At 73.4% G+C, this 24,274-nt stretch carries 26 protein-coding genes; 14 read left to right on the top strand and 12 right to left on the bottom strand.

The features are described 5' to 3' along the window. Positions 1–120: 120 nt before the first annotated feature. Positions 121–942, top strand: a complete 822-nt coding sequence (locus ACZ55U_RS01335; protein ID WP_465521141.1) for a purine-nucleoside phosphorylase — start codon at positions 121–123, stop codon at positions 940–942. Between the two features lie 192 nt (positions 943–1,134). Next, entirely contained in the window at positions 1,135–2,859 is a 1,725-nt protein-coding gene (locus ACZ55U_RS01330) for a phospho-sugar mutase (RefSeq protein WP_465521139.1), read from the top strand. Positions 2,860–2,917: 58 nt separating this feature from the next. On the opposite strand, the gene ACZ55U_RS01325 is transcribed toward ACZ55U_RS01330, so the two are convergent. The 3 genes from ACZ55U_RS01325 to ACZ55U_RS01315 form a co-directional block, all read right to left on the bottom strand. Beyond that, positions 2,918–3,598, bottom strand: a complete 681-nt coding sequence (locus ACZ55U_RS01325) for a PH domain-containing protein (RefSeq protein WP_465521137.1) — start codon at positions 3,596–3,598, stop codon at positions 2,918–2,920. 88 nt (positions 3,599–3,686) lie between these two features. Next, positions 3,687–4,145: a PIN domain-containing protein gene (locus tag ACZ55U_RS01320; RefSeq protein WP_465521135.1), complete on the bottom strand. Its 459-nt coding sequence runs from the start codon at positions 4,143–4,145 to the stop codon at positions 3,687–3,689. After that, positions 4,142–4,384 carry an AbrB/MazE/SpoVT family DNA-binding domain-containing protein gene (locus ACZ55U_RS01315; protein ID WP_465521133.1) on the bottom strand — a complete coding sequence of 81 codons (243 nt, stop codon included), beginning with the start codon at positions 4,382–4,384 and terminating at the stop codon, positions 4,142–4,144. Before ACZ55U_RS01315 ends, ACZ55U_RS01320 begins: the two co-directional genes overlap by 4 nt. Positions 4,385–4,585: 201 nt before the next feature. Here ACZ55U_RS01315 and deoC point away from each other — a divergent pair, with 201 nt between their 5' ends. The 4 genes from deoC (at position 4,586) to ACZ55U_RS01295 (ending at position 8,816) form a co-directional block, all read left to right on the top strand. After that, entirely contained in the window at positions 4,586–5,572 is a 987-nt protein-coding gene (deoC, locus tag ACZ55U_RS01310) for a deoxyribose-phosphate aldolase (RefSeq protein ID WP_465521131.1), read from the top strand. 5 nt (positions 5,573–5,577) lie between these two features. Continuing rightward, a complete protein-coding gene (locus ACZ55U_RS01305) occupies positions 5,578–7,059 on the top strand; it encodes an aldehyde dehydrogenase family protein (protein WP_465521129.1) in 1,482 nt (493 codons plus the stop codon). Next, positions 7,052–7,957 carry an aldehyde dehydrogenase family protein gene (locus tag ACZ55U_RS01300; protein ID WP_465521127.1) on the top strand — a complete coding sequence of 302 codons (906 nt, stop codon included), beginning with the start codon at positions 7,052–7,054 and terminating at the stop codon, positions 7,955–7,957. Before ACZ55U_RS01305 ends, ACZ55U_RS01300 begins: the two co-directional genes overlap by 8 nt. A gap of 220 nt (positions 7,958–8,177) precedes the next feature. Continuing rightward, positions 8,178–8,816 (top strand): ATP-binding protein, encoded by a 639-nt coding sequence (locus ACZ55U_RS01295; protein ID WP_465521125.1) that lies wholly within the window; start codon positions 8,178–8,180, stop codon positions 8,814–8,816. A gap of 178 nt (positions 8,817–8,994) precedes the next feature. Here ACZ55U_RS01295 and ACZ55U_RS01290 read toward each other — a convergent pair whose 3' ends face one another. After that, positions 8,995–9,657, bottom strand: coding sequence for a SigE family RNA polymerase sigma factor (locus tag ACZ55U_RS01290; protein WP_465521263.1), 663 nt, complete (start codon positions 9,655–9,657; stop codon positions 8,995–8,997). 588 nt (positions 9,658–10,245) lie between these two features. Here ACZ55U_RS01290 and ACZ55U_RS01285 point away from each other — a divergent pair. The 4 genes from ACZ55U_RS01285 (at position 10,246) to ACZ55U_RS01270 (ending at position 13,583) form a co-directional block, all read left to right on the top strand. Next, positions 10,246–10,923, top strand: a complete 678-nt coding sequence (locus tag ACZ55U_RS01285; RefSeq protein ID WP_030257458.1) for a response regulator transcription factor — start codon at positions 10,246–10,248, stop codon at positions 10,921–10,923. 64 nt (positions 10,924–10,987) lie between these two features. Beyond that, positions 10,988–12,532 (top strand): sensor histidine kinase, encoded by a 1,545-nt coding sequence (locus tag ACZ55U_RS01280; RefSeq protein ID WP_465521123.1) that lies wholly within the window; start codon positions 10,988–10,990, stop codon positions 12,530–12,532. Beyond that, positions 12,529–12,867, top strand: a complete 339-nt coding sequence (locus tag ACZ55U_RS01275) for a hypothetical protein (RefSeq protein ID WP_465521121.1) — start codon at positions 12,529–12,531, stop codon at positions 12,865–12,867. Before ACZ55U_RS01280 ends, ACZ55U_RS01275 begins: the two co-directional genes overlap by 4 nt. Before the next feature lie 176 nt (positions 12,868–13,043). After that, positions 13,044–13,583: a VanZ family protein gene (locus ACZ55U_RS01270; RefSeq protein ID WP_465521119.1), complete on the top strand. Its 540-nt coding sequence runs from the start codon at positions 13,044–13,046 to the stop codon at positions 13,581–13,583. 9 nt (positions 13,584–13,592) lie between these two features. On the opposite strand, the gene ACZ55U_RS01265 is transcribed toward ACZ55U_RS01270, so the two are convergent. Beyond that, complete coding sequence (locus ACZ55U_RS01265) at positions 13,593–14,267, bottom strand: PhzF family phenazine biosynthesis protein (protein WP_465521117.1); 675 nt, start codon at positions 14,265–14,267, stop codon at positions 13,593–13,595. A gap of 146 nt (positions 14,268–14,413) precedes the next feature. Here ACZ55U_RS01265 and ACZ55U_RS01260 point away from each other — a divergent pair, with 146 nt between their 5' ends. Together ACZ55U_RS01260 and ACZ55U_RS01255 are read left to right on the top strand one after the other, a co-directional pair. Further along, positions 14,414–15,004 carry a hypothetical protein gene (locus tag ACZ55U_RS01260; RefSeq protein ID WP_465521115.1) on the top strand — a complete coding sequence of 197 codons (591 nt, stop codon included), beginning with the start codon at positions 14,414–14,416 and terminating at the stop codon, positions 15,002–15,004. Positions 15,005–15,198: 194 nt separating this feature from the next. After that, complete coding sequence (locus ACZ55U_RS01255) at positions 15,199–15,384, top strand: PspC domain-containing protein (RefSeq protein WP_350735952.1); 186 nt, start codon at positions 15,199–15,201, stop codon at positions 15,382–15,384. A gap of 84 nt (positions 15,385–15,468) precedes the next feature. Here ACZ55U_RS01255 and ACZ55U_RS01250 read toward each other — a convergent pair whose 3' ends face one another. From ACZ55U_RS01250 to ACZ55U_RS01240, 3 genes are all read right to left on the bottom strand, one after another. Continuing rightward, positions 15,469–15,840, bottom strand: coding sequence for an ATP-binding protein (locus tag ACZ55U_RS01250; RefSeq protein WP_465521113.1), 372 nt, complete (start codon positions 15,838–15,840; stop codon positions 15,469–15,471). 217 nt (positions 15,841–16,057) lie between these two features. Further along, a complete protein-coding gene (locus ACZ55U_RS01245; RefSeq protein WP_465521111.1) occupies positions 16,058–17,215 on the bottom strand; it encodes an adenosine deaminase in 1,158 nt (385 codons plus the stop codon). Positions 17,216–17,345: 130 nt separating this feature from the next. Then, positions 17,346–18,296 (bottom strand): LysR family transcriptional regulator, encoded by a 951-nt coding sequence (locus ACZ55U_RS01240; protein WP_465521261.1) that lies wholly within the window; start codon positions 18,294–18,296, stop codon positions 17,346–17,348. A 109-nt stretch (positions 18,297–18,405) separates the two neighbouring features. Between ACZ55U_RS01240 and ACZ55U_RS01235 the strand changes: the two genes are divergently transcribed. Next, positions 18,406–19,680 (top strand): MFS transporter, encoded by a 1,275-nt coding sequence (locus ACZ55U_RS01235; RefSeq protein WP_465521109.1) that lies wholly within the window; start codon positions 18,406–18,408, stop codon positions 19,678–19,680. 30 nt (positions 19,681–19,710) lie between these two features. Then, on the top strand, positions 19,711–20,163 hold the full coding sequence (locus tag ACZ55U_RS01230) for a hypothetical protein (RefSeq protein WP_465521275.1): 453 nt from the start codon (positions 19,711–19,713) through the stop codon (positions 20,161–20,163). Here the strand turns inward: ACZ55U_RS01230 and ACZ55U_RS01225 are convergent. From ACZ55U_RS01225 to ACZ55U_RS01210, 4 genes are all read right to left on the bottom strand, one after another. Further along, positions 20,070–21,347, bottom strand: coding sequence for a thymidine phosphorylase (locus ACZ55U_RS01225; protein ID WP_465521107.1), 1,278 nt, complete (start codon positions 21,345–21,347; stop codon positions 20,070–20,072). The genes ACZ55U_RS01230 and ACZ55U_RS01225 overlap by 94 nt on opposite strands. Before the next feature lie 96 nt (positions 21,348–21,443). Next, positions 21,444–21,854 carry a cytidine deaminase gene (locus ACZ55U_RS01220; RefSeq protein WP_465521105.1) on the bottom strand — a complete coding sequence of 137 codons (411 nt, stop codon included), beginning with the start codon at positions 21,852–21,854 and terminating at the stop codon, positions 21,444–21,446. Next, positions 21,851–23,116, bottom strand: a complete 1,266-nt coding sequence (locus ACZ55U_RS01215; protein WP_465521103.1) for an ABC transporter permease — start codon at positions 23,114–23,116, stop codon at positions 21,851–21,853. Before ACZ55U_RS01215 ends, ACZ55U_RS01220 begins: the two co-directional genes overlap by 4 nt. Next, on the bottom strand, positions 23,113–24,273 hold the full coding sequence (locus tag ACZ55U_RS01210) for an ABC transporter permease (protein WP_465521101.1): 1,161 nt from the start codon (positions 24,271–24,273) through the stop codon (positions 23,113–23,115). The genes ACZ55U_RS01215 and ACZ55U_RS01210 overlap by 4 nt, the downstream gene beginning before the upstream one ends. Between the last annotated feature and the right edge of the window lies 1 nt (position 24,274).

The following is a 24,274-nucleotide window of genomic DNA, read 5'->3' as shown; positions in this document are numbered from 1 at the left end:
CGGCCCCGGAACGGCCCGCGAACGCCGCCGAGCTGTGTTTTCGGGTCAACCGGGTAACGATCCGGCACGCCCCGCCAGATTTTCTACGCGCGTAGCCGAATCCCGTCTATCCTCGGACCCGTGAACGCTTCTCCTCAGTCGGTCGTCTCCGCCGACCCCTACGCCGCCGCCCAGGCCGCCGCCGAGCGCCTGCGCGAGCTGACCGGTGCCGAGCGGCACGACGTCGCCCTGGTGATGGGCTCCGGCTGGGTGCCGGCCGCCGACGCCCTGGGCGAGACCGTGGCCGAGTTCCCGGTCACCGACCTCCCGGGCTTCCCCGCCCCCGCCGTCGCCGGCCACGCCGGCAAGATCCGCTCGGTGAAGATCGGCGACAAGCGCGCCCTGATCTTCCTCGGCCGCAACCACTACTACGAGGGCCACGGCGTCGCCACCGTCGTCCACGGCGTGCGCACCGCCGCCGCGGCCGGCTGCGGGATCATCGTGCTGACCAACGGCTGCGGCGGCCTGCGCCAGGGCTGGACGCCCGGCCAGCCGGTGCTGATCAGCGACCACATCAACCTGACCGGGGACTCCCCCATCGTCGGCGCCAACTTCGTCGACCTCACCGACCTCTACTCCAAGCGCCTGCGCGCGCTGTGCCACGAGGTCGACCCGACCCTGGACGAGGCCGTCTACGTCCAGTTCCGCGGCCCGCACTACGAGACCCCGGCCGAGGTCAACATGGCCCGGGTGATCGGCGGCGAGCTGGTCGGCATGTCCACCACCCTGGAGGCCATCGCCGCCCGCGAGGCCGGCAGCGAGGTGCTCGGCATCTCCCTGGTCACCAACCTGGCCGCCGGCATGACCGGCGAGCCGCTCAACCACGAAGAGGTCCTGGAGGCCGGCAAGGCCTCCGCCGAACGCATGGGCGAGCTGCTGGCGAAGGTCCTTGAGCGGATCTGACACCCGCCGGGCGCAGAATCGATGAGTGACGGGGCCCACGGGCGGCGTGATCCGCTGATCACGCCATCCCGTGGGCCCCTCCGCATGCGCACACCCCCTCTCCCCTCCCCCGCTCTTCCTTCCCCACCCGTCCTTCCTCCCTTGCGCGGACCCTCCGGCCGACACACCGACGCACTTCCCGATGGAGCTGGCATGACGCAGGCACTGAACCCCGACCTCCTCACCCGGGCCCGGACCTGGCTGGCCGAGGACCCCGACCCGCAGACCCGCGAGGAGCTCACCGCGCTGCTGGTCCGGGCCGAGGCCCCGGAGGTCGGGACCGACGGCAAGCTCGCCTGGGCGGAGCTCGCCGAGCGCTTCTCCGGCCGCCTCCAGTTCGGCACCGCCGGCCTGCGCGGCGAACTCGGCGCCGGCCCGATGCGGATGAACCGCGCCGTGGTGATCCGGGCCGCGGCCGGCCTGGTCGCGTACGTGAAGCAGCAGCAGCTGGGCGACCTGGTCGTGATCGGCTACGACGCCCGCCACAAGTCGTACGACTTCGCCCGCGACACCGCCGCCGTGGTGGTCGGCGCCGGACTGCGCGCCGCCCTGCTGCCGCGCCCGCTGCCGACCCCGGTGCTCGCCTTCGCCGTCCGCCACCTGGGCGCGGCCGCCGGTGTCACCGTCACCGCCAGCCACAACCCGCCCCAGGACAACGGCTACAAGGTCTACCTGGGCGACGGCTCGCAGATCGTCCCGCCGGCCGACGCCGGGATCGCCGCCGAGATCGACGCGATCGGCTCGCTGGACGAGGTCCCGCGCGCCGAGGAGGGCTGGGAGGTGCTCGGCGAGGAGGTCGTCGAGGCGTACCTGGCCCGGGCCGTCTCCATCGTGGACGAGCACGGCCCGCGCGACCTGGAGGTGGTCTACACCCCGATGCACGGCGTCGGCCGCGACACCCTGGTCGCCGCCTTCCGCCGGGCCGGCTTCCCCGCCCCCACCGTGGTCGCCGAGCAGGCCGAGCCCGACCCGGACTTCCCGACCGTGGCCTTCCCCAACCCGGAGGAGCCGGGGGCGATGGACCTCGCCTTCCGCACCGCCGCCTCGGTCGGCCCGGACATCGTGATCGCCAACGACCCGGACGCCGACCGCTGCGCGGTGGCCGTCCCGGTCAACGGCAACGCGGCGGGCGGCGGCAACGGCACCTCCGGCTGGCGGATGCTGCGCGGCGACGAGGTCGGGGCGCTGCTCGGCTCCGCCCTGGTCGCGAAGAAGGCCGAGGGCACCTTCGCCACCACCATCGTCTCCGCCACCCTGCTCGGCCGGATCGCCGAGGCCGCGGGCCTGGGCTACGCCGAGACGCTGACCGGCTTCAAGTGGATCTCCCGCGCCGAGGGCCTGCGCTACGGCTACGAGGAGGCGCTCGGCTACTGCGTCGACCCGCAGGGCGTCCGGGACAAGGACGGCATCACCGCCGCCCTGCTCGTCGCCGAGCTCGCCGCCACCCTCAAGAAGTCCGGCCGCACCCTGTCCGACCTGCTGGACGACCTGGCGCTGGAGCACGGCCTGCACGCCACCGACCAGCTCTCCGTCCGGGTCCAGGACCTCTCGCTGATCGCCGACGCCATGCGCCGCCTGCGCGAGCAGCCGCCGACCGTGCTGGCCGGCCTCCAGGTCACCCGCGCCGACGACCTGTCGGCCGGCTCCGCCGAGCTGCCGCCCACCGACGGGCTGCGCTACTACCTGGCCGGCGAGGCCGTCCGCTCCGCGCGCATCGTGGTCCGCCCCTCCGGCACCGAGCCCAAGCTCAAGTGCTACCTGGAGGTGGTCCTCCCGGTCACCTCCGCCGCCGACCTGGCCGCCACCCGCGAGGCCGCCGCCGGGCTCCTGGCCGCCGTCAAGCGGGACCTCGCCGAGGCCGCCGGCATCACCGCCTGACGCCCGCGCGTGCGAGAGGGCCCCGCCAGTGCACCGGCGGGGCCCTCTCGCAGGCGGTTCAGACCGCGATGGCGGTGATCAGCGCGACCAGGCCGAGCAGCGTGGGGGCGATCGCCCACCAGCACCAGCGGACCACGAGCGGTCCGCCGGCCTCGGGGCGCGCGGCGTTGCGCTCGGCCATCTCCTGGAGGACGGCGGTGACCTGGTCGGACCAGGCGCGGGTGGGGTCGGGCGAGCCCTGGACGACCGGGTTGGTCCGCTTGGCCAGGCCCAGGCCCAGGCCCGTCCGGGAGGCGTGCTCGGCGGCGCTGGGCCGCTGCGCCCGGGTGGCCCGCTTGCGCTGGCGCAGCGACACCGGCACCGCCCAGACCTGGTACTTCTTCCCGCCCGCGAGCAGTTCGACCGAGTACCCCGCGCGCAGCCCGTCCACCGAGGCCCACGGCGCGACGACGGTCCGCCACGGGTTGCGCACCACCAGCCGGTCGCGCCCGGCCATCACGGCCGGCCGCAGCGTGTACGCGATCACCGGGAAGGCGAACACCGGCACCGCCGCGAGCGCGACGTACGGGGTCTTCCCCGTGCCGTTCACCGCCGCGTCGCCGATCAGCCAGGCCGCGACGACCAGCAGCAGCACTCCGGAGATCACACCGGGGACAGAGCGGTACACGCGGTCCGCGTACTCGGGCTCCCCGTCGGGGGCGGCCGGGCCCTGGTGGGGCTTGCCGTCGGATTCGGTCATGGCCCCGATTCTGCCCCATGCCCCGAGCGCTCCACAGGCTCGGACGATCACGGTTCGACGGCTATGCGGCCCCGACGGACGTACGGCCCTAACGGATGTGCACGGCCTTGACCCGGAAGCCCCCGGCGAGCCGCTCCACCACCGACCACGCGCGGTCCGTGGTCAGGACGGGCAGGTCAAGGCGTTCGGCGACGGCGATGCACAGCGAATCGGCGGTGGACAGGGTCCCGGGCCTGGCGGACCGGGTGTGCCGCAGATCGTCCTCCGTCCACCGTGACCGGGTGGCGTACGAGAGGTGGCGCAACTCGGCGGCCCGGACGGCGTCAGCCTGGGTGACGTCCTCGACGATCACCAGGCCGGCGCCGACGAGGTCGTCCGCGATGCGGCTCGGCGGGCTGGGGTGTCCGTACGCCTGGGCACGGCGGAGGACCTCGGTGAGGCAGACGGTGGGGAGCCGGGCACCGTCGAGGACCTCCTCGACCTGCGCGGCTCCGGGCTCGTCGGCCATCCAGGCGAGGACCGCCCCCGCGTCGAGCAGGTGGCTCATGCGGCGCCGCGCCCTTCGTCCTCGTCCGCCTCGGCCCGGTCGTCGGCCGAGATATCGACTCCGGCGGGGAGGCGGAACTTCAACCGGCGCTTGATGTCGTCGGTCGTCTCGATGATCACTCCCCCGTCCTCGAGCACCCGCAGGTGGACTCGCGCGCCTTCCCCCATGTGCGCGGCACGCTGGATGGCGACGGGCAGGATGATGCGCCCCCGGTGCCCGACCGTGGTCGTGGCCTCCACCGGGCGGTCGTTTGTGACACTCATGGCTCCAAGGTACCCGCTCGCCGATGTGTGGACCACAGCGTTCACTGCGCACCTTTCGCAGAACCGATCACCGTGACCGCATCGCGCTGCCCCCTCCACCCCGAGGTCTCGGTCCGGCCACGAATGGCGGGCGCCCTGGCGGCTCACTACGCGCGTAGATATGCTGCCCTGGTGACTATGTCCACTGTTGCAGCCAATGCCCTCGGCGTTGCGGGCAGCGGCCTTCAGGACGTTGCGGCGTCCGAGGCCTCGCTCCGCCGTTTCCTGCACGGCCTGCCCGGCGTCGACCAGGTCGGCCTGGAGGCGCGTGCCGCCACGCTCGGTACCCGCTCGATCAAGACGACGGCGAAGGCGTACGCCATCGACCTGGCGATCTCGATGATCGACCTGACCACGCTGGAGGGCGCGGACACGGTCGGCAAGGTGCGCGCGCTGTGCGCCAAGGGCAGGACCCCCGACCCGACCGACCCGACCACCCCCCGCGTCGCCGCCATCTGCGTCTACCCGGACATGGTCGCCACCGCGAAGGCCGCCCTGGAGGGCACCGGCATCCAGGTCGCCTCGGTGGCCACCGCCTTCCCGGCCGGCCGCGCCGCCCTCCCGGTCAAGCTCGCCGACACCGCCGACGCGGTGGCCGCGGGCGCCGACGAGATCGACATGGTGATCGACCGCGGCGCCTTCCTCTCCGGCCGCTACCTCGACGTCTTCCACGAGATCACCGCGGTCAAGGAGGCGTGCAAGCGCCCCGACGGCAGCTCCGCCCACCTCAAGGTGATCTTCGAGACCGGCGAGCTCCAGACCTACGACAACGTCCGCCGGGTCTCCTGGCTGGCGATGCTGGCCGGCGCCGACTTCATCAAGACCTCCACCGGCAAGGTCGCCGTCAACGCGACCCCGCCGGTCACCCTGCTGATGCTGGAGGCGGTCCGCGACTTCCGCGCGGCCACCGGCGTCCAGGTCGGCGTCAAGCCCGCCGGCGGCATCCGCACCACCAAGGACGCGCTCAAGTACCTGGTGATGGTCAACGAGACCCTCGGCGACGACTGGCTGACCCCGCACTGGTTCCGCTTCGGCGCCTCCAGCCTGCTCAACGACCTGCTGATGCAGCGCCAGAAGCTGGCCACCGGCCGCTACTCCGGCCCCGACTACGTGACGGTGGACTGATCACCATGGCCAAGAAGAAGAACACCGAGGAGCCCGCGGCCAAGCCCGCCGGCGGCCTCTTCGCCTACGCCCCGGCCCCGGAGTCCCCGGCCGCCGCGGGCGACATCGCCACCTCCTACGGCCACTTCATCGGCGGCGAGTTCGTCGACTCCTCCGGCAGCGAGGCCCTGAAGACGGTCAACCCGGCCACCGAGCAGGTGCTCGCCGAGTTCGCCCGGGGCACCGAGGAGGACGTGGACCGCGCGGTCGCGGCCGCCCGCGCGGCCTTCGCCGACTGGTCGGCGCTGCCCGGCAGCGAGCGCGCCAAGTACCTGTTCCGGATCGCCCGGATCGTCCAGGAGCGCAGCCGCGAGCTGGCCGTGCTGGAGTCGATCGACAACGGCAAGCCGATCCGCGAGACCCGTGACGTCGACCTGCCGCTGGTCGCCGCGCACTTCTTCTACTACGCGGGCTGGGCCGACAAGCTGGACTACGCCGGCTTCGGCCCGAACCCGAAGCCGCTGGGCGTGGCCGGCCAGGTCATCCCGTGGAACTTCCCGCTGCTGATGCTGGCGTGGAAGATCGCGCCCGCGCTGGCGACCGGCAACACGGTCGTCCTCAAGCCGGCCGAGACCACCCCGCTGACGGCGCTGCGCTTCGCCGAGATCTGCCGCCAGGCCGGTCTGCCGAAGGGCGTCGTCAACATCGTCACCGGCGACGGCCGCACCGGCGCCGCGCTGACCGGCCACCCGGACGTCAACAAGGTGGCCTTCACCGGCTCCACCCCGGTCGGCCGCGCCATCGCCCGGCAGGTGGCCGGCACCCGCAAGAAGCTCTCGCTGGAGCTGGGCGGCAAGGCCGCGAACATCGTCTTCGACGACGCGCCGATCGACCAGGCGGTCGAGGGCATCGTCAACGGCATCTTCTTCAACCAGGGCCACGTCTGCTGCGCGGGCTCGCGCCTGCTGGTCCAGGAGTCCGTCCAGGACGAGGTGCTGGACGCGCTGAAGCGCCGGATGGCCACCCTGCGGGTCGGCGACCCGCTGGACAAGAACACCGACATCGGCGCCATCAACTCGGCCGAGCAGCTCGCCCGGATCACCGCGCTGACCGAGGCCGGCGAGGCCGAGGGCGCCGAGCGCTGGTCGCCGGCCTGCGAGCTCCCGGGCACCGGCTTCTGGTTCAAGCCGACCCTGTTCACCGGCGTGAGCCAGGCCCACCGGATCGCCCAGGAGGAGATCTTCGGCCCGGTCCTGTCGGTGCTGACCTTCCGCACCCCCGCCGAGGCGGTCGAGAAGGCCAACAACACCCCGTACGGCCTCTCCGCCGGCATCTGGACGGAGAAGGGCTCGCGCATCCTCTGGATGGCGAACCGGCTCAGGGCCGGCGTGGTCTGGGCCAACACCTTCAACAAGTTCGACCCGACCTCGCCGTTCGGCGGCTACAAGGAGTCGGGCTACGGCCGCGAGGGTGGCCGCCACGGTCTGGAGGCCTACCTCGATGTCTGACACGACCTTCGCGCGTCTTGACGTCCTCAAGACCTACAAGCTGTACGTCGGCGGGAAGTTCCCGCGCTCCGAGAGCGGGCGGGTGTACGAGGTGACCGACTCGAAGGGCCAGTGGCTCGCCAACGCCCCGCTGGGCACCCGCAAGGACGCCCGCGACGCCGTCGTGGCCGCCCGCAAGGCCGTCAAGGGCTGGGCCGGCACCACCGCGTACAACCGCGGCCAGGTGCTGTACCGGGTCGCCGAGATGCTCCAGGGCCGGCGCGAGCAGTTCGCCGCCGAGGTGTCCGCCTCCGAGGGCATCGGCCCGAAGAAGGCCGCCGCGCTGGTGGACGCCGCGATCGACCGCTGGGTCTGGTACGCGGGCTGGACCGACAAGGTCGCCCAGATCGCGGGCGGCGCCAACCCGGTCGCCGGGCCGTTCTTCAACCTCTCCACCCCGGAGCCGACCGGCGTGGTCGGGATCGTCGCCCCGCAGGCCGGGTACGGGCACTCGCTGCTCGGCCTGGTCTCGGTGATCGCCCCGGCGATCGCCACCGGCAACACGGTCGTGGTCGCGGCCGCCGCGGACGCCCCGCTGCCCGCGCTGTCGCTGGGCGAGGTGCTGGCCACCTCGGACGTCCCGGGCGGCGTGGTCAACATCGTCTCGGGCCGGACCGCGGACATCGCCCCCACCCTGGCCTCGCACCAGGACGTCAACGCGCTGGACCTCACCGGCGCCATCGCCGCCGACGGCCCCGGCGCGGCGCAGGCGCTGGAGGCCGCCGCCGCGGATACCCTGAAGCGGGTGGTCCGTCCGGTGCTGGACCCGTTCGCCCAGGACTGGACCAATGCGCCCGGTACGGACCGGCTACTCTCGTTCCTGGAGACCAAGACGGTCTGGCACCCGATGGGCATCTGACCTCCGCCGCTCCGCGTAACAACCCCACAGACTGGCCGTCCCCAGTGCCCTCACCCCCCCAGGGCCCGGACGGTCACAGGACGGACCCGCGCCTCTCCCCCCTGGCGCGGGTCCGTCGGCTTCGCGGCGGCTCCCGTCGCCGCCCGGGCCGGGCCGCCGCCCCGGAAGTCCGCGCCGACCCGTTTCGGCAACCGGCCGGGATGCGTCAGACTGGTGTCCCGTGAGTGACTCCCCCATGAACCCCGCACCGACCGGGCATGCCCGGGTGATCCTGCTCTCCGGGCCCTCCGGGTCGGGGAAGTCCTCGCTCGCCGAGCGCAGCGGCCTGCCGGTGCTCCAGCTCGACGACTTCTACAAGGACGGGGACGACCCGAGCCTGCCGCGGCTGCCGGACGGCTCCGTCGACTGGGACTCCCCGCTGGCCTGGCACCGGGACCAGGCCGTCGCCGCCATCCGCGCCCTGCACGAGCACGGCCGCGCCGACGTCCCGGTGTACTCGATCCCGGACAACGGGCGGACCGGCACCCGCGGTCTGGAGCTGGGCGGGGCGGGCGCGTTCATAGCGGAGGGCATCTTCGCCGCCGAGATCACCGCCGAGTGCGCCGACCAGGGCCTGCTCGGCGACGCCCTGTGCCTGCGCAACGGCGCGCTCACCACGGCCTGGCGCCGGCTGCGCCGGGACGTCCGGGAGGGCCGCAAGTCGCTGCCGGTGCTGCTGCGCCGGGGCGCGCGGCTGATGCGCGCCGAGCGGTCCATCGTCGGGCGGCAGGTCGCGCTCGGCTCGTACGCGTGCGCCGGCCCGGAGGCCGAGCAGCGGATCCGGGCGGCCGCCCGGGCCGGGCACTTCACCACCGTCTGAAGCTCCCCGGAACCGTCCGAGGCCGCGAGCGGGACACGACGGCGGGCCCGGTGCGTCTCCCCCGCACCGGGCCCGCCGCCTTCCCGAACGATCCGCGGCTCCCCCACGGGCACGCTCCCCCGAGCCGTTGCCCCCGGACCGTGACCGTCCGATCCCCGTCCCCCGACGGGAGTCCTCGTTACGCGACCAGCTCGCCGAACGCCCGGACGGTGTCGCCCGACTTGTTCAGGTGCTCGTCCTCGCGCAGCCGGCGCAGGGCGCGCCAGATGCTGCTCTTGACCGTGCCGACGCTGATCCCCAGCACGTCGGCGATCTCCGGGTCGGTCTTGCCCTCGTAGTACCGCAGCACCAGCATGGTGCGCTGGTTCTCCGGCAGCTTCGCCAGCGCCTGCCAGAGCACGGTGCGCAGCTCGGTGCCGCCCATCGCGTCGGTGTCGCCGGCCGTCTCCGGCAGCTCCTCGGTCGGGTACTCGTTGACCTTGCGGCGCCGCCAGGCGGAGATGTGCAGGTTGGTCATGGTGCGGCGCAGGTACCCGCCGACCGCGGCCTTGTCGGTGATCCGGCCCCAGGCCCGGTAGGTGCTGAAGAGCGCGCTCTGCAGCAGGTCCTCGGCCTCGTAGCGGTCACCGGTCAGGTGGTAGGCCGTGGCGTACAGGGAGGCGCGGCGCTCCCGGACGTACGCGGTGAACTCCGTGATGTGGTCCTCCGCGACGGCCGGGTGCTCCCCCCGCGCGCCCCCCTGCCCGGCCTCGGTGGTGCGGGCCGGCGCGGGGTTCAGCCGCAGCAGCGTCGCACCGGCGGCCTCGCGACCGGTCGGCTCCCCCGAACCGACCGTCCGCAGACCGTTCCCCCCGGTCCCCCGGTTGCCCGGGGCGTCCTTGCCCTCGACGCGGACGGGGAGGACTCCCCGCAGCGTGAGGGTGCCGGCGGAGTCGGCCGGACTCCCCAGCCGGCCGATCCCGTACAGCTCCCCCGTCCTGCCGCCGCCGCTCACCCGACGGGCGACAGGGTTTCCACCGGTGCTGTGCGCGCACCCCCGCACGGTCACGGCACCGGAGTTCTCGTCGGTCCTGACCTCGTACCGGGTCCGGTGGGACGTGGCTGACGAACGCGCGGTGCGGACAACCGGGTTGGTCCGGGTCTGAAGCGTGGCGTTCATCGTGCGCCCCCTGGGTCGGTACGAGCGGTTCCGGTGGCCGCCGTTCAGCCGGCCTCTCGGCCCGCTGTCCTGCGGCGACACGGAAAATCCTGCCCGCCGGTTGTGATGGCGCTGTCCGCCGACTGTCACAGGGGTGTCACAGGAGTCGCCCGCCGATCTCGATCCGCTCCCCCGTGAACCGGACGCCGGTGACATCCGTTCCGGTTCCCCGGCGGGCGGCGAAACGGTCCGGGGGGTGATTCGGGGCTGCGGGTGGGCCAAAATGGGGCCGTGCCTTTCCTCCTACTGATCGAGGACGACGACGCCATCCGGACCGGCCTCGAACTCGCCCTCACCCGCCAGGGCCACCGCGTGGCCACCGCCGCGTCCGGCGAGGACGGCCTGAGGCTCTTCAAGGAGCAGCGGCCCGACCTGATCGTGCTGGACGTGATGCTGCCCGGAATCGACGGCTTCGAGGTGTGCCGCCGGATCCGCCGCACCGACCAGCTGCCGATCATCCTGCTGACCGCGCGCTCGGACGACATCGACGTGGTGGTGGGCCTGGAGTCCGGCGCGGACGACTACGTGGTGAAGCCGGTGCAGCCGCGGGTGCTGGACGCCCGGATCCGGGCCGTGCTGCGGCGCGGCGAGCGGGAGAGCTCGGACTCCTCGGCGTACGGCAGCGTGGTGATCGACCGGGCGGCGATGACCGTCACCAAGGACGGGCAGGACCTCCAGCTCACCCCGACCGAACTGCGGCTGCTGCTGGAGCTCAGCCGTCGGCCCGGCCAGGCGCTCTCCCGCCAGCAACTGCTGCGGCTGGTCTGGGAGCACGACTACCTCGGTGACTCCCGTCTGGTGGACGCGTGCGTGCAGCGGCTGCGGGCCAAGGTCGAGGACGTCCCGTCCGCACCGACGCTGATCCGCACCGTCCGCGGGGTGGGCTACCGGCTGGACCCGCCGGCCTGACCTCCCCGGCGCCCGCCGCCGGCCCTGCCCAGACCTCTGAACTCCCGTACCACGACAGGCTCTTGTGACTGACCATCAGACGACTGCCCGGCGGTTCTCGACGGGCCGGTGGCGTCGGCTGCGCTCCCTGCGGGTGCGGCTGATCGCGGTGTTCGCGGCGGTCGCGCTGCTCGCCGCCGTCTCGGCCTCCGGCATCGCGTACTGGCTGAACCGCGACGCGGTGCTCAAGCGCGCCCAGGACACCGCGCTGAACGACTTCCGGGTCTCGCTCACCCGCAACGTCTCCGAGCTGCCGCTGAACGCGACCTGCGCGGAGCTGGCCACGCTGGCGTCCACCGTGGCCAGCTCCGGTCTGACGTACGACGTGGTGGTGGTCGACCCGGCGCGCCCGGAGTGCTCGGCCTCCTCCGACCCCGCGCACTTCACGCTGGCCGACGTCCCGGCCGCGCTCCAGTCCACCGTCGCCAAGCCGCGCGAGATCACCGAGAACAACCCGTACCCGTACCACCTGTACTGGCAGCGGCAGAACCTGGAGGGCCGGCCGTTCGTGATCGGCGGCACCAAGGTGGTGCCGAACGGCCCGACGGCGTACATGTTCAAGTCGCTGGAGAACGAGCGGGCCGACCTCAACACGCTGGGCTGGTCGCTGGCCATCGCCACGCTGCTCGCGCTGATCGGCTCGGCGCTGCTCGCCCAGGCCGCCTCGGCGACCGTGCTGCGGCCGGTCAAGCGGCTCGGGGAGGCCGCCCGGCGGCTCGGCGAGGGGCGGCTGGACACCCGGCTGGAGGTCGAGGGCTCGGTGGACGAACTCGCGGACCTGGCAAGGACGTTCAACCGGGCCGCGGCGTCGCTGCACGAGCAGGTCGAGGAGCTGAGCGCACGCGAGGCGCAGAGCCGGCGGTTCGTCGCCGACATGTCGCACGAGCTGCGCACCCCGCTGACCGCGATGACGGCCGTGACCGACATCCTGGAGGACGAGGCGGAGTCGCTGGACCCGATGATCGAGCCGGCCGTCCGGCTCGTGGTCAGCGAGACCCGGCGGCTGTCCGACCTGGTGGAGAACCTGATGGAGGTGACCCGCTTCGACGCCGGCACCGCCAAGCTGGTCGCCGACGAGGTGGACGTCGCCGACCTGATCATGTCCTGCATCGACGGACGGGCCTGGTACGACGCGGTCGAGCTGGACGCCCCGCGCGGCATCCTGGCCGTGGTCGACCCGCGCCGGCTCGACGTGGTCTTCGCCAACCTGATCGGCAACGCCCTGAAGCACGGCGGCTCGCCGGTGCGGGTCAAGGTCCGGCGGGACGGGGACTCGGTCGTGGTCGAGGTCTCGGACAGCGGCCCGGGCATCCCGGAGGACGTGCTGCCGCACGTCTTCGACCGCTTCTACAAGGCGGACCGGGGCCGGGCGCGCTCGGAGGGCAGCGGCCTCGGGCTGTCCATCGCGATGGCCAACGCACAGATACACGGGGGGACGATCACGGCGGCCAACGGGGAGGTCGGCGCGGTGTTCACCCTGACCCTGCCGCTGGCCCCGCCGCCCCCACCGTCCGCGGGCGGGGCCGAGGGCGGCCCCGTCGGCGCCGACGACAAGGACGCCACGACGTGACCGCCCCCCTCAGCACCGCCCCCGCCGTCACCCGCACCGCCCTGCGCCGGGGCGCAGGCGTGCTGCTGCTGCTCGCCCTGGCCTCCGGCTGCGGCATCCGGCCGACCGCCGTACCGGTCGACGCCGGGGCGCCCGCCAGCCGGACGGCCTGCCCGACCACCCCGCACATACCGGCGGCCCTGGTCACCCCGCCGGGCCCCGCCCCGACCATGACCCCGGCCCGCGGCGCCAAGGCGGCCGCGAGCCCGAGCCCGTCGCCCACCCCGGTGGCGCCGGGCAGCCCGCCGCCCGACAACGTGTTCGGCGCGGTGCCGACGTCCTCGCCCTGCAAGTAGCCGCGCGTGAGGGGCGCCGGGGGCGCGTTCGGAATGTTCACGCCCGGTGTGGAACCGACGCGCCACCGGCCCACGTCCTTCCCCCCGTGCAGCGAGATGGCACCAGGACACGCGGTCAGCGTTCCGGCGCGGGGACGAAGAGCAGCCCGGCGGCGGCCGTCCACCGTCCCCTCCGGTTGGCCGGGCTGGCGGGCCTCACCGGCCACCTGGCCCTGGTGCTCTGGCTGGTGCTGAGACCGGTGCCGGTGGCCTGGGTGTACGACGCCAACCTGACGCCCCTCGCCTCGCTCCGCTCCTCCACCGACTGGCAGGTGCTCGGCGAACTCCTGCTGCTGGCCCCGCTCGGGGTCCTGCTGCCACTGGCCGGCGGCCGGCTCCGGGCCCCCTGGCTGCCGTCCTTCCTGCGCACCACCGGCGCCTCCGCGCTGCTGGCGACCGCGCTGGAGTTCCTCTCCTCCTGGGCGCCCGGCCACGTCCTCAACGTGGACCACATCCTGCTCGCGGTGGCCGGTGTGGCCATCGCCCACCTCGCGCTCGTCCCCGGCCTGCGGCACCTGCTGCGCGACCGGCGGCCGCGGGCGGCCACGGCACGCGTGGCGATGCTCGCCGTACCGCCGGTCGCGGCCGTCACCTCCGCCGCGGCCGTCACCTCGGTCGCGGTCGGCGCGGCCGCCGCCCGGCGCGCCTACGCGGAGCCGACGCCGCCGGTCGGCTGAGCCCGGCACCTACGCGCCGCCGGCGCCGTCCGCCCCAGGGGCCCGGCCCGGGACCACCCGGCCGCCGACCTCGACCAGGCCGCCCGGGCGCGGGCCGGCCAGCAGCTGCGAGCCCCGGCCCTGGGTGATGGTCAGCGCCCGGCCGAGGCTCGCCGCCAGCAGCAGGGCGGCCGCGCCCGTCGCCTCGTCCTCGTCGATCCCGTCGCCCCGCCCGGGGAAGGCCCGGGCCCGTACGGTGCCGGCCGCCTCGTCCTGCCAGGCCCAGGCGTAGATCCACTCCCCCGGCGGCGGCACCTCCAGCGCCTCCACCTCGGCCGCCGAGCCGTACTGCCGCAGGGTGCGGCCCGGGGCCCACTCCGGCCGGGCCTCGATCCTGGTCAGCCCGCCCTCGCGCCGCACCGGCACCTCACCGGCCGCCGTGACCAGCCCGTCCACGCCGAGCAGCCAGGCGGCGCCCACGCACGGGTGGCCGGCGAAGGGCAGGCGCACCGAGGGGGTGTAGATGTCGATCTCCCCTCGCTCCGGGTCGTCGACGAAGACCGTCTCGCTGAAGCCGAGTTCGTGTGCGATCCGCTGCCGGTCCGCGCGTTCCGGCACGGCGCCGCCGTCGCGCACCACCCCGAGCTCGTTCCCGTGTCTCCCGTCGGGCCCGCAAAAGACCCGCAGCACCTCAAAAGCCGTCATTTCCCACCTCTTCGATCGCCGCTCCGGGAGAGCGCCATGACACCGTGACACAAAGTCGGCGGCGAATGTCGGCCGCCTCCAGTACTCTGCGCTGTCGTCCCCGAACGGTGTCCACCGTTTTTGCTTCCCCTCCCCAGGAAACCCCCTTGAATCTCGATTTCAGCGCCGAGCCGCTCTTCTCCTGGTACGTCGTGCTGCTGGCGATCAGCGGCGTCATCATGGTGGTCTTCGGCGCCGCCATCGGCGGGCTGAAGGTCGGCCTGCGCATCCTCAACGTCGTCATCGGCCTCGGCTTCCTGGGCTACGCCTACTACCTGGCGTTCGTCTTCGAGGGCGGCACCTACACCATCTTCTTCAAGGTGTTCATCGTGCCCGTCCTGGCGATCGTCGCCTCGGTGAAGGCACTGACCGAGCGCGGCAACGCCAAGAAGCAGCAGGCCGCCCAGGCGGCCGCCGCGTTCGACCCGAACGCTCCGCGGGGGGCTTTCGCCCCGGGTGCGCCGTTCAACCCGAACGCCCCGCAGGCTCCGCAGGCCCCGTTCAACCCGCAGGCTCCGTTCAACCCGAACGCCCCGCAGGGCCCGCAGCCGGGCGCCCCCGTTCCGCCGGTCGCGCCGCAGGCCGCGCCGCCCGCCCCGCCGCAGGGCGCCTCGCCGTACCAGCCGGGCGTCCCGGCGCAGCCGGTCGCGGACAACCCGTACGCCCAGCCGCAGCCGCCGCGGAACCCGGCCGGCTGACCGGCGGCTCCGGGGGCGGGCGCCGGGCCTCAGGGTCACCCTGACCCGGACCCCGACGTCCGGCTCCGACTCCCCGGTGACCCTTCGGGGTGGGGAATCACCTGCCGGGCTGAGGACCGGGAGCCGGCGGTGACGGAGTATGGAAGCAGCCCGCCGGACCGGCCGGACCGGGCCGCCACCGTACGGAGAAAACCATGAGCGCGCGCCTCGCCCGTCCCCGCCACAACCGCGTCATCGCCGGCGTCTGCGCCGGGATCGCCGAACGCTTCGGCCTGACCCCGTGGACCGTCCGGCTGATCTTCCTGCTCTCCTGCCTGCTGCCCGGCCCCCAGTTCCTGCTCTACCTGGCCCTCTGGGTCCTGCTCCCGCAGGAACCGTGAGCCCGGCGGCCCGGTACACGACGACGGGCCGCCCGCCCCGGGATCCTCCGGGGTGGGCGGCCCGTCGCCGTTGCGACCTCCGGCTCAGCCGGTCAGGCCGGGGAGGGCCGGGAGGGTGCTGGTCAGCCCGCCGATCGGGGTCTTGTCCAGGCCCGGGATGGTCGGGATGGCGGCGCGCTGCTGGGTGACGCCGGCCAGCGGAGTGTCGCCGGCCGGGACGGCCTGGCCGACGCTCGGGGCGAGGGTGCCCAGCGTCTCGGTCACCTTGCCGGTGGCGGGCAGCTTGGCGGCGGTGTCGGTGACCGCGCCGGTCACCGCCGGGTTCGTCAACGCGCCGGTGGGCAGCCCGAGGCCGCCGGCCGCCTGGCCGTCGGCCGCGGAGGCGGTGCCGGCGCCGACCGCCGCGATGGCGATGCCGAGCGCCGCGGTGCCGGCGGCCTTGAGAGCCTGCTTCATGGTTGGTCCCCTTTGGGTCCTCGTCGGTGGCCGACTTTCACGCACGGGACCGGCGGACGGGCGACCGCCGCCGCGACGTGTCGGCATGACTGGCACACCGTAGTGAGCCGGTCGCGCGGGGACCAAAGGGCGTTCACTCACCCGAGTGAGTAGTCAGATGAACGATAACTCCCTTGCAGGACGAGGACGTTCATCCGACCCCCGGTCCGGACGCCGCTCAGCTTCCGCCGGTACCCACGCTGAACAGCCACTCCGCCTTCAGCTCGGCGTAGCCCGGCTTGATCACGTCGTTGATCATCGCCAGCCGCTCGTCGAAGGGCAGGAACGCCGACTTCATCGCGTTCACCGTGAACCACTCCAGGTCCCCCAGGGTGTAGCCGAAGGCGTCCACCACGTGCCCGAACTCCCGGCTCATGCTGGTGCCGCTCATCAGCCGGTTGTCGGTGTTCACGGTGACCCGGAACTTCAGCCGGCTGAGCAGCCCGATCGGGTGCTCGGCGTACGAAGCGGCGGCGCCGGTCTGGATGTTGGAGGTCGGGCACATCTCCAGCGGGATGCGCTTGTCGCGCACGTACGCGGCCAGCCGGCCGAGCCGGACCGCGCCGTCCTCGCCCACCGTGATGTCGTCGACGATCCGCACGCCGTGGCCGAGCCGGTCGGCGCCGCAGCACTGCAGGGCCTCCCAGATCGACGGCAGGCCGAAGGCCTCGCCCGCGTGGATGGTGAAGTGGTTGTTCTCGCCCTTGAGGTAGTCGAAGGCGGCCTGGTGGCGGGTGGGCGGGAAGCCGGCCTCGGCACCGGCGATGTCGAAGCCGACCACGCCGTGGTCCCGGTGGCGGTTGGCCAGTTCGGCGATCTCGGTGGACCGGGCGGCGTGCCGCATCGCGGTCAGCAGGGTGCCGACGCGGATCCGGTGGCCGGCCTCGCGGGCGTTGGCCTCGCCGAGGCGGAAGCCCTCCTGGACGGCCTCGACGACCTCGTCCAGGCTCAGCCCGGCTTCCAGGTGCTGCTCGGGGGCGTAGCGCACCTCGGCGTACACGACGCCGTCGGCGGCCAGGTCCTCGGCGCAGTCCGCGGCGACCTTGACCAGCGCCTCACGGGTCTGCATCACGGCGCAGGTGTGCGCGAAGGTCTCCAGGTAGCGGACCAGCGAGCCGGAGTCGGCGGCCTCGCGGAACCACTCGCCGAGCTCCTTCGGGTCGGTGGTGGGCAGGCCCTGGTAGCCGCAGGCGGCGGCCAGCTCGACCACGGTCTCCGGGCGCAGCCCGCCGTCCAGGTGGTCGTGCAGGAGGACCTTCGGCGCGCGGCGGATCTGGTCGGCGGTGGGGATGCGCGGGCCGGTGCCCGCGGTGGTGACGGGGATCTGCTGTTCCATTGCGGAAATATAGCCCCTACGCGCGTAGACCGACCACCGCGAAGGCCACCGGATGGTCCAAACTCCACGCGGAATTCCACCACCCGGTCCATACGATCCACCAAGGCGTCAGCCCGCCGCCGCCACGGCGTCAGTCGTGCTGCACCAGCCGGCCCCGCCGGGAGAGCACGAAGTCCCGGAACGCCGCCGCCGGCGGGGTCAGCGGGCGCCCCGCCACCCACGCCAGCCCGATCGCCCGCCGGGTGCGCGGCGCCGTCACCTCCAGCTCCACCACCCCCGGCCGCGGCACCAGGGCCGGCGGCAGCAGCGCCACCCCCAGCCCGGCCGCCACCAGGCCGCGCAGCGTCTCCGCCTCCTCCCCCTCGAACGCCAGCCGGGGCACGAACCCGGCCTCGGCACAGAAGCCGTCCGTGATCACGCGCAGCCCGTACCCCTGCTCCAGCCCGACGAACGGCTCCTCGGCCACCTCCGCCAGCCTGATCCGCCGCCGACCGGCCAGCCGGTGGTCCGCCGGGACGACCAGGTGCAGCCGCTGCTCGTCCAGCGGGCGGGCGGCGAACGCCGGGTCGTCCGGCAGCGGCGCCACCAGGCACAGGTCCAACTCCCCGGCCCGCAACCGCTCCAGCATCGCCGCGCCGTAGTCCTGCACCAGCTGGAACCGCACCCGAGGCCGCTCCGCGCGGAAGCCGCGCAGCAGCGCCGGCACCGCGTCCGGGCCCATCGTGTGCAGGAAGCCGAAGGACACCAGGCCCACCTCCGGGTCCGCCTCCGCCCGGGCCGCCGCCGCACCGCGCTCGACCTCGGCCAGCGCCCGCTCCACCGAGGCCAGCAGCAGCCTGCCCGCCCTGGTCAGCCGGACCGCCCGGCCCTGACGGGCCAGCAGGTCCACCCCCAGTTCCTCCTCCAGCCGCGCCACCGCGCGCGACAGCGTCGGCTGCGGAACCCCGAGCAGCGCGGCCGCCTGGGTCACGTGCTCCAGCCGGGCCACCGCCGCGAACTGGGCCAGCCGGGGCGCCAGCAGCACGGCCGGCTCCTCCGGGCCCAACTCGGCCGCCCGGTACCGCTGCTCGCCACCGTCCACCGACTCCGGACCGGACACCGCCCACCGCCTCCACTCATACGCCAGTGCATCGATCATCCCCGGTTCATGCATTGGACGCATCAACGGGGGCGGGCCTACCGTCGACGTCATGCAGCCCTCCGATACCAGGGCATCCGCGACCACCCCGGATGCCGCCCCCTTCACCGCCCCCGCGGACGACCGCCTCCGCCCCGGCCACCGCGCCTTCCGCCGCGCCAACCTCGCCCTCTTCGCCGCCGGGGTCGCGACCTTCGTCCTGCTCTACTCCACCCAGGGCCTGCTGCCGATCCTCTCGGCCGACCTCGACCTCACCCCCGGCCAGGCCAGCTGGACGGCCTCCGCCGCCACCCTCGGCCTCGCCCTCGGGCTGCTCCCGGCCAGCGCGCTGTCCGACCGGTACGGCCGCACCGCGGTGATGACGGCCTCCACCCTCGCCGCCTCCGTACTCGCCCTCGCCCTGCCCTTCGCACCGGACCTCACCACCCTCGTCGCGCTGCGGGTCCTCCAGGGCGCCGCCCTCGCCGGGCTGCCGGCCACCGCCATGGCCTACCTCGCCGAGGAGGTCCACCCCGGCGCGCTGCCCTCCGCGATGGGCCTGTACGTGGCCGGCAACAGCATCGGCGGCATGGGCGGCCGGCTGCTCTCCGGCTGGACCGCCGCCGGGCTCGGCTGGCGCTGGGGCCTCGCCGCCTCCGCCGTCCTCGCGCTGCTCGCCACCCTCGTCTTCCGGCTGCTGATCCCCGCCGCCCGGCACTTCACCCCGGCCCCGGTGGACCCCCGCGCGCTCGCCCGCACCGTCGGACGGCACCTGCGCAACCCGCTGCTGGTGCGGCTGTACGCGCTCGGCATGCTGTTCATGGCCGTGTTCGGCGCGGTCTACAACACCGTCGGCTACCGGCTGATCGCCGCGCCGTTCCACCTGCCGGAGTCGATCGCCGCCTCGATCTTCGTGGTCTACCTGGTCGGCACCGGCACCTCCGCCGCCGCGGGCCGCCTCTCCGGCCGCCTCGGCCGGCGCGGTGCCCTCTACGTCTCCATCGGCGTGACGGCGGCCGGCCTGCTGCTCTCCCTCGCCGAGTCCCTGGCCTGCGCCCTGCTCGGTCTGGTCCTGATCACCGCCGGCTTCTTCGCCGGCCACGCCACCGCCTCCTCCTCGGTCGGCCGCACCGCCACCGAGGGCCGCGCCCAGGCCTCCGCCCTCTACCTGATCGCCTACTACCTCGGCAACAGCCTCGGCGGCACCCTCGGCGCGGACGCCTACCACGCCACCGGCTGGCCCGGCGCCGCCACCGTCGGCCTCAGCGCCATGGCCCTCGCCGCCGCCGTCACCCTCTACGCCACCCGCCGGGCCGCTGCCGCCCGGCGAACGGTCGCCAACGCCTGACCGCTCGAAATCGCGGATCAGCTGCCGAAGGTGCCGGGAACAGGAAAGACCGAGATCGCCGACGGCCGGATCGTCATGACGACGTCGCCGGTGAAGCGCCACGAACTCGCCGTGCTGCGCCTCTCCCGGCAGCTCGACGCCCGGTTGCCGACCACCCACCCGGGCCACATCGCCTACCACGGCGCGGATCTCCAGGACGCGGGGCTCGGCCGGTTGCGCCACCCGGACCTGTTGGTGTTCCCCGAGGCGACGCCGGAGGGCGAGCAGCGGGCGGTCCTCCCGCACGAGGTACCAGCGGTCTGCTCACGTACGCCCGAGCGCGCGAGCCCGCACCCGGTGGGCCGGGTGCGGGCTCCTGGGGCACTGCCACGCATGGCGTCATCGCATGACTACCCGATGCGGTCGAGGATGATCGGGTTCGGGGTGAACGCCGTGCCGGCCGGGGCGACCTCGATGGCGCCGGTCAGGGCCTCGACGGCGTAGTCGAAGCGCTCCGGGGTGTCGGTGTGGAGGGTCAGCAGGGGCTGGCCGGCCGTCACGGTGTCGCCGGGCTTGGCGTGCATCTCGACGCCGGCGCCGGCCTGGACCGGGTCCTCCTTGCGGGCGCGGCCGGCGCCCAGGCGCCAGGCGCAGACGCCGATCGCGTAGGCGTCCAGCGCGGTGAGCACGCCGGAGGCGGGGGCCGGGATGACGTGCTGTTCGCGGGCGACCGGGAGCGGGGCGTCCACGTCGCCGCCCTGGGCGGCGATCATGCGGCGCCAGTGGTCCATCGCGGAGCCGTCGCGCAGCGCGTCCGCCGGGTCCTTGCCGTGCACGCCGGCCGCGGTGAGCATCTCGCGGGCGAGCGCGAGGGTCAGCTCGACGACGTCGGCCGGGCCGCCGCCCGCCAGCACCTCCAGGGACTCGCGGACCTCCAGGGCGTTGCCCGCGGTGAGGCCGAGCGGGGTCGACATGTCGGTGAGCAGGGCGACGGTGTTGACCCCGGCGGTGGTGCCCAGGCCGACCATGGTGCGGGCCAGTTCGCGGGCGTCGTCCAGGTTCTTCATGAAGGCCCCGGAGCCGACCTTGACGTCCAGGACGAGTGCGCCGGTGCCCTCGGCGATCTTCTTGGACATGATCGAGGAGGCGATCAGCGGGATGGCCTCGACGGTGCCGGTGACGTCGCGCAGCGCGTACAGCTTCTTGTCGGCCGGCGCGAGGCCGTCGCCCGCCGCGCAGATCACCGCGCCGACGGAGCGCAGCACGTCCAGCATCTCCTCGTTGGAGAGCAGGGCGCGCCAGCCGGGGATGGACTCCAGCTTGTCGAGGGTGCCGCCGGTGTGGCCGAGGCCGCGGCCGGACAGCTGCGGGACGGCGGCGCCGCAGGCGGCGACCAGCGGGGCGAGCGGCAGGGTGATCTTGTCGCCGACGCCGCCGGTGGAGTGCTTGTCGCTGGTGGGCAGCGGCAGCGAGGAGAAGTCCATCCGGACGCCGGAGCGGATCATGGCGTCCGTCCAGCGGCTGATCTCGCGCGGCTTCATCCCGTTCAGCAGGATCGCCATCGCCAGCGCGGACATCTGCTCGTCGGCGACCTCGCCACGGGTGTAGGCGTCGATGACCCAGTCGATCTGAGCGTCGCTCAGCTCTCCGCGATCGCGCTTGGTCCTGATGACGGAGATGACGTCCATGCGTGCTCCAAGAGGGGTTTCAAAAGCGAAGAGTGTCGCGAGACGACCGGGTTCCGGCCCACTCGCGACACTCTACGCGCGTAACAGAATCGGCGGCTAGAGACGATCCGGCCCGAACGCGTCCGGCAGGACCTCGCTCATCGGCTTGATGCCCGAGGGCAGTTCGATCAGCAGGCCGGGTCCTCCGTGCTCGTACAGCAGCTGGCGGCAGCGCCCGCACGGCATCAGCAGTTCGCCGGCGCCGTCCACGCAGGTGAAGGCGACCAGCCGGCCGCCGCCGGAGGAGTGCAGCGCGGACACCAGCCCGCACTCGGCGCACAGCCCGAGCCCGTACGAGGCGTTCTCCACGTTGCACCCGGTGACCACCCGGCCGTCGTCCACCAGCGCCGCCGCGCCGACCGGGAAGTGGCTGTACGGCGCGTACGCGCGGCCCATGGCCTCGCGCGCCGCCGAACGCAGCAGCTCCCAGTCGGTCGCGGACGGCGCCCGGGGCCCGGGGGCGGTCACTTGCCCTGGCCCTTGCGGTAGACCTGGCCGTCCGCCTTCGGCATCCGCAGCCGCTGCGAGGCCAGCGAGAGCACCACCAGGGTGATCAGATACGGCGTGGCGACGATCAGCGGACGCTGCACCTCGTCGGTCAGCGCGTACCAGGCGATCAGGCCGCCGGCCACCACGAAGGAGACCACGGTCGCGGTGTACTTGCGGCGGTACAGCTGCCAGAGCGCCAGCAGGACCATCGCGACGCCCACGGTCAGGATCAGCACGTGCACCGACCCCGGGTCGCGCAGCTGGAGGCTGTCGGTGAAGCCGAACAGGCCGGCGCCCATGGCGAGGCCACCGGGCATCCAGTTGCCGAAGATCATCGCGGCGAGGCCGATGAAGCCGCGGCCGAGGGTCTGGCCGTCCTTGTAGAAGTGCGCCGCGACCAGCGAGAGGTACGCCCCGCCGAGGCCGGCGAAGGCGCCGGAGGCGACGACCGCGAGGTACTTGTACTTGTAGACGTTGACGCCCAGCGACTCGGCGGCGGTCGGGTTCTCGCCGCAGGAGCGCAGCCGCAGGCCGAACACCGTGCGCCAGAGCGCGAAGTAGCTGACCACGATCAGCGCACCGGCCAGCAGCACGACCACCGAGATGTTGGTGACCAGGCCGCCGAGCACGCCCGCGACGTCCGAGACGAGGAACCAGTGGTGGTTCTCGATGCTCCTCAGCCCGGAGGACAGGCCCGGGACGGTGATGTACGGCAGCGGGTCCGCCGGCGGGGACTGGTTCTGGCCGGCACCGGCCGAGACGTAGTCCTTGTAGTAGATCCGGTTGACGTACGCGCAGATGCCGGGGATCAGCAGGTTGATGCCGACGCCGGAGACGATGTGGTCGACGCCGAAGGTGACGGTGACGACCGCGTGCAGCAGGCCGCCGAACGCCCCGCCCAGCATGCCGGCCAGCAGGCCGACCCACGGGTTGACCAGGTAGCCCGCCCAGGCGCCGCAGAAGGTGCCGGCGACCATCATGCCTTCGAGGCCGATGTTGACCACGCCGGCCCGCTCGGACCAGAGGCCGCCGAGACCGGCCATGCCGATCGGCACGGCCGCGCCGAGCGCGGCGGTGACCTGCCCGGAGGAGGTCAGCGAGTGGTTGCCGGTGGCCATGCCCACGGCGGAGAACAGCACCAGGGCGCCCGCGATCAGCAGCAGGACGGCCGGCCAGGACAACTTGCGCTTCTTCGCGGGTGCGCCCGACGCCTTCGGACGGGCAGCCGTTGCCGTACTCATGCGGACACCTCCTTCTTCTCACTGTTCGCGACGGCCTGGGCGGCGAGCTGGGCGCCGACCTTCTGCTGCTGGCGCCTCAGGCCGTAGCGGCGCACCAGCTCGTACGCGACGACGACGCAGATGACGATGGTGCCCTTCATGACGTCGACGATCTCGAAGGGGAAGCCGCCCTGGAGCGGCAGCACCGAGCCGGTGACGTCCAGGAAGGCGAACAGCAGCGCCGCGAAGGCCATGCCGATCGGGCTGTTGCGGCCGAGCAGGGCGATCGAGATGCCCAGGAAGCCCAGACCGGGCTGGAAGCTCTGGCCGAAGTAGTGCGAGTTCTGGAGCAGCTCGGGCAGGCCGATCAGACCGGCGATCGCGCCGGAGACCACCATCGAGATGACCACCATGCGCTTGACGTTCGCGCCGGAGGCGGTCGCGGCGGACTCCGAGCGGCCGGTGGCCCGCAGGTCGAAGCCGAACCGGGTGCGGGTCAGCACGAACTGGAAGACCACGCCGACCAGGGCGGCGACGAAGATGAAGCCCCAGAGCGTCCCGCCGGCCGTCTCCATCGAGAAGAAGTGGCTGGACTGCGAGATCGGCTCGGTCTGGATCGAGTTGGTGGTGCCGCTGGTCTTCGGCGCGAAGACGCCGGGGACGAGCAGCAGACCGATGATCGCGGTCGCGATCGAGTTCAGCATGATGGTCGAGATGACCTCGCTGACACCGCGGTAGACCTTCAGCAGACCGGCGACGCTCGCGTACAGACCACCGACCAGCATGGCGGTGAGCAGCAGCAGCGGGATCTGGACGAAGGCCGGCAGGTCCACCTTGGCGCCGACGAAGGCCGCGAACAGCGCCGCGACCTTGTACTGGCCCTCGACGCCGATGTTGAACAGGTTCATCCGGAACCCGAACGCGGCGGCCGCGGCGGCCAGGTAGTAGGTGGTGGACCGGTTGAGGATGCCCACCTGGCCGTCCGACTTGCCGGCGTACGTGAGCATCACGTTCCACGCGTCGAACGGGTTCTTGCCCGAGGTCGCCAGCAGGACGGAACAGATCACGATGGAGAGCAGGACCGCGAGCACCGGCGCCGCCAGTGCCAGCACGATCCGCTCGCCGCTGAACCGCCGGGCCGGGCCGGGCTTCGCGGCGGCGGGGTTGGGACTGGTCATG

The organism is Kitasatospora sp. NPDC034533, from assembly GCF_055575155.1.
This window is presented reverse-complemented; position numbering and strand designations above follow the sequence as displayed.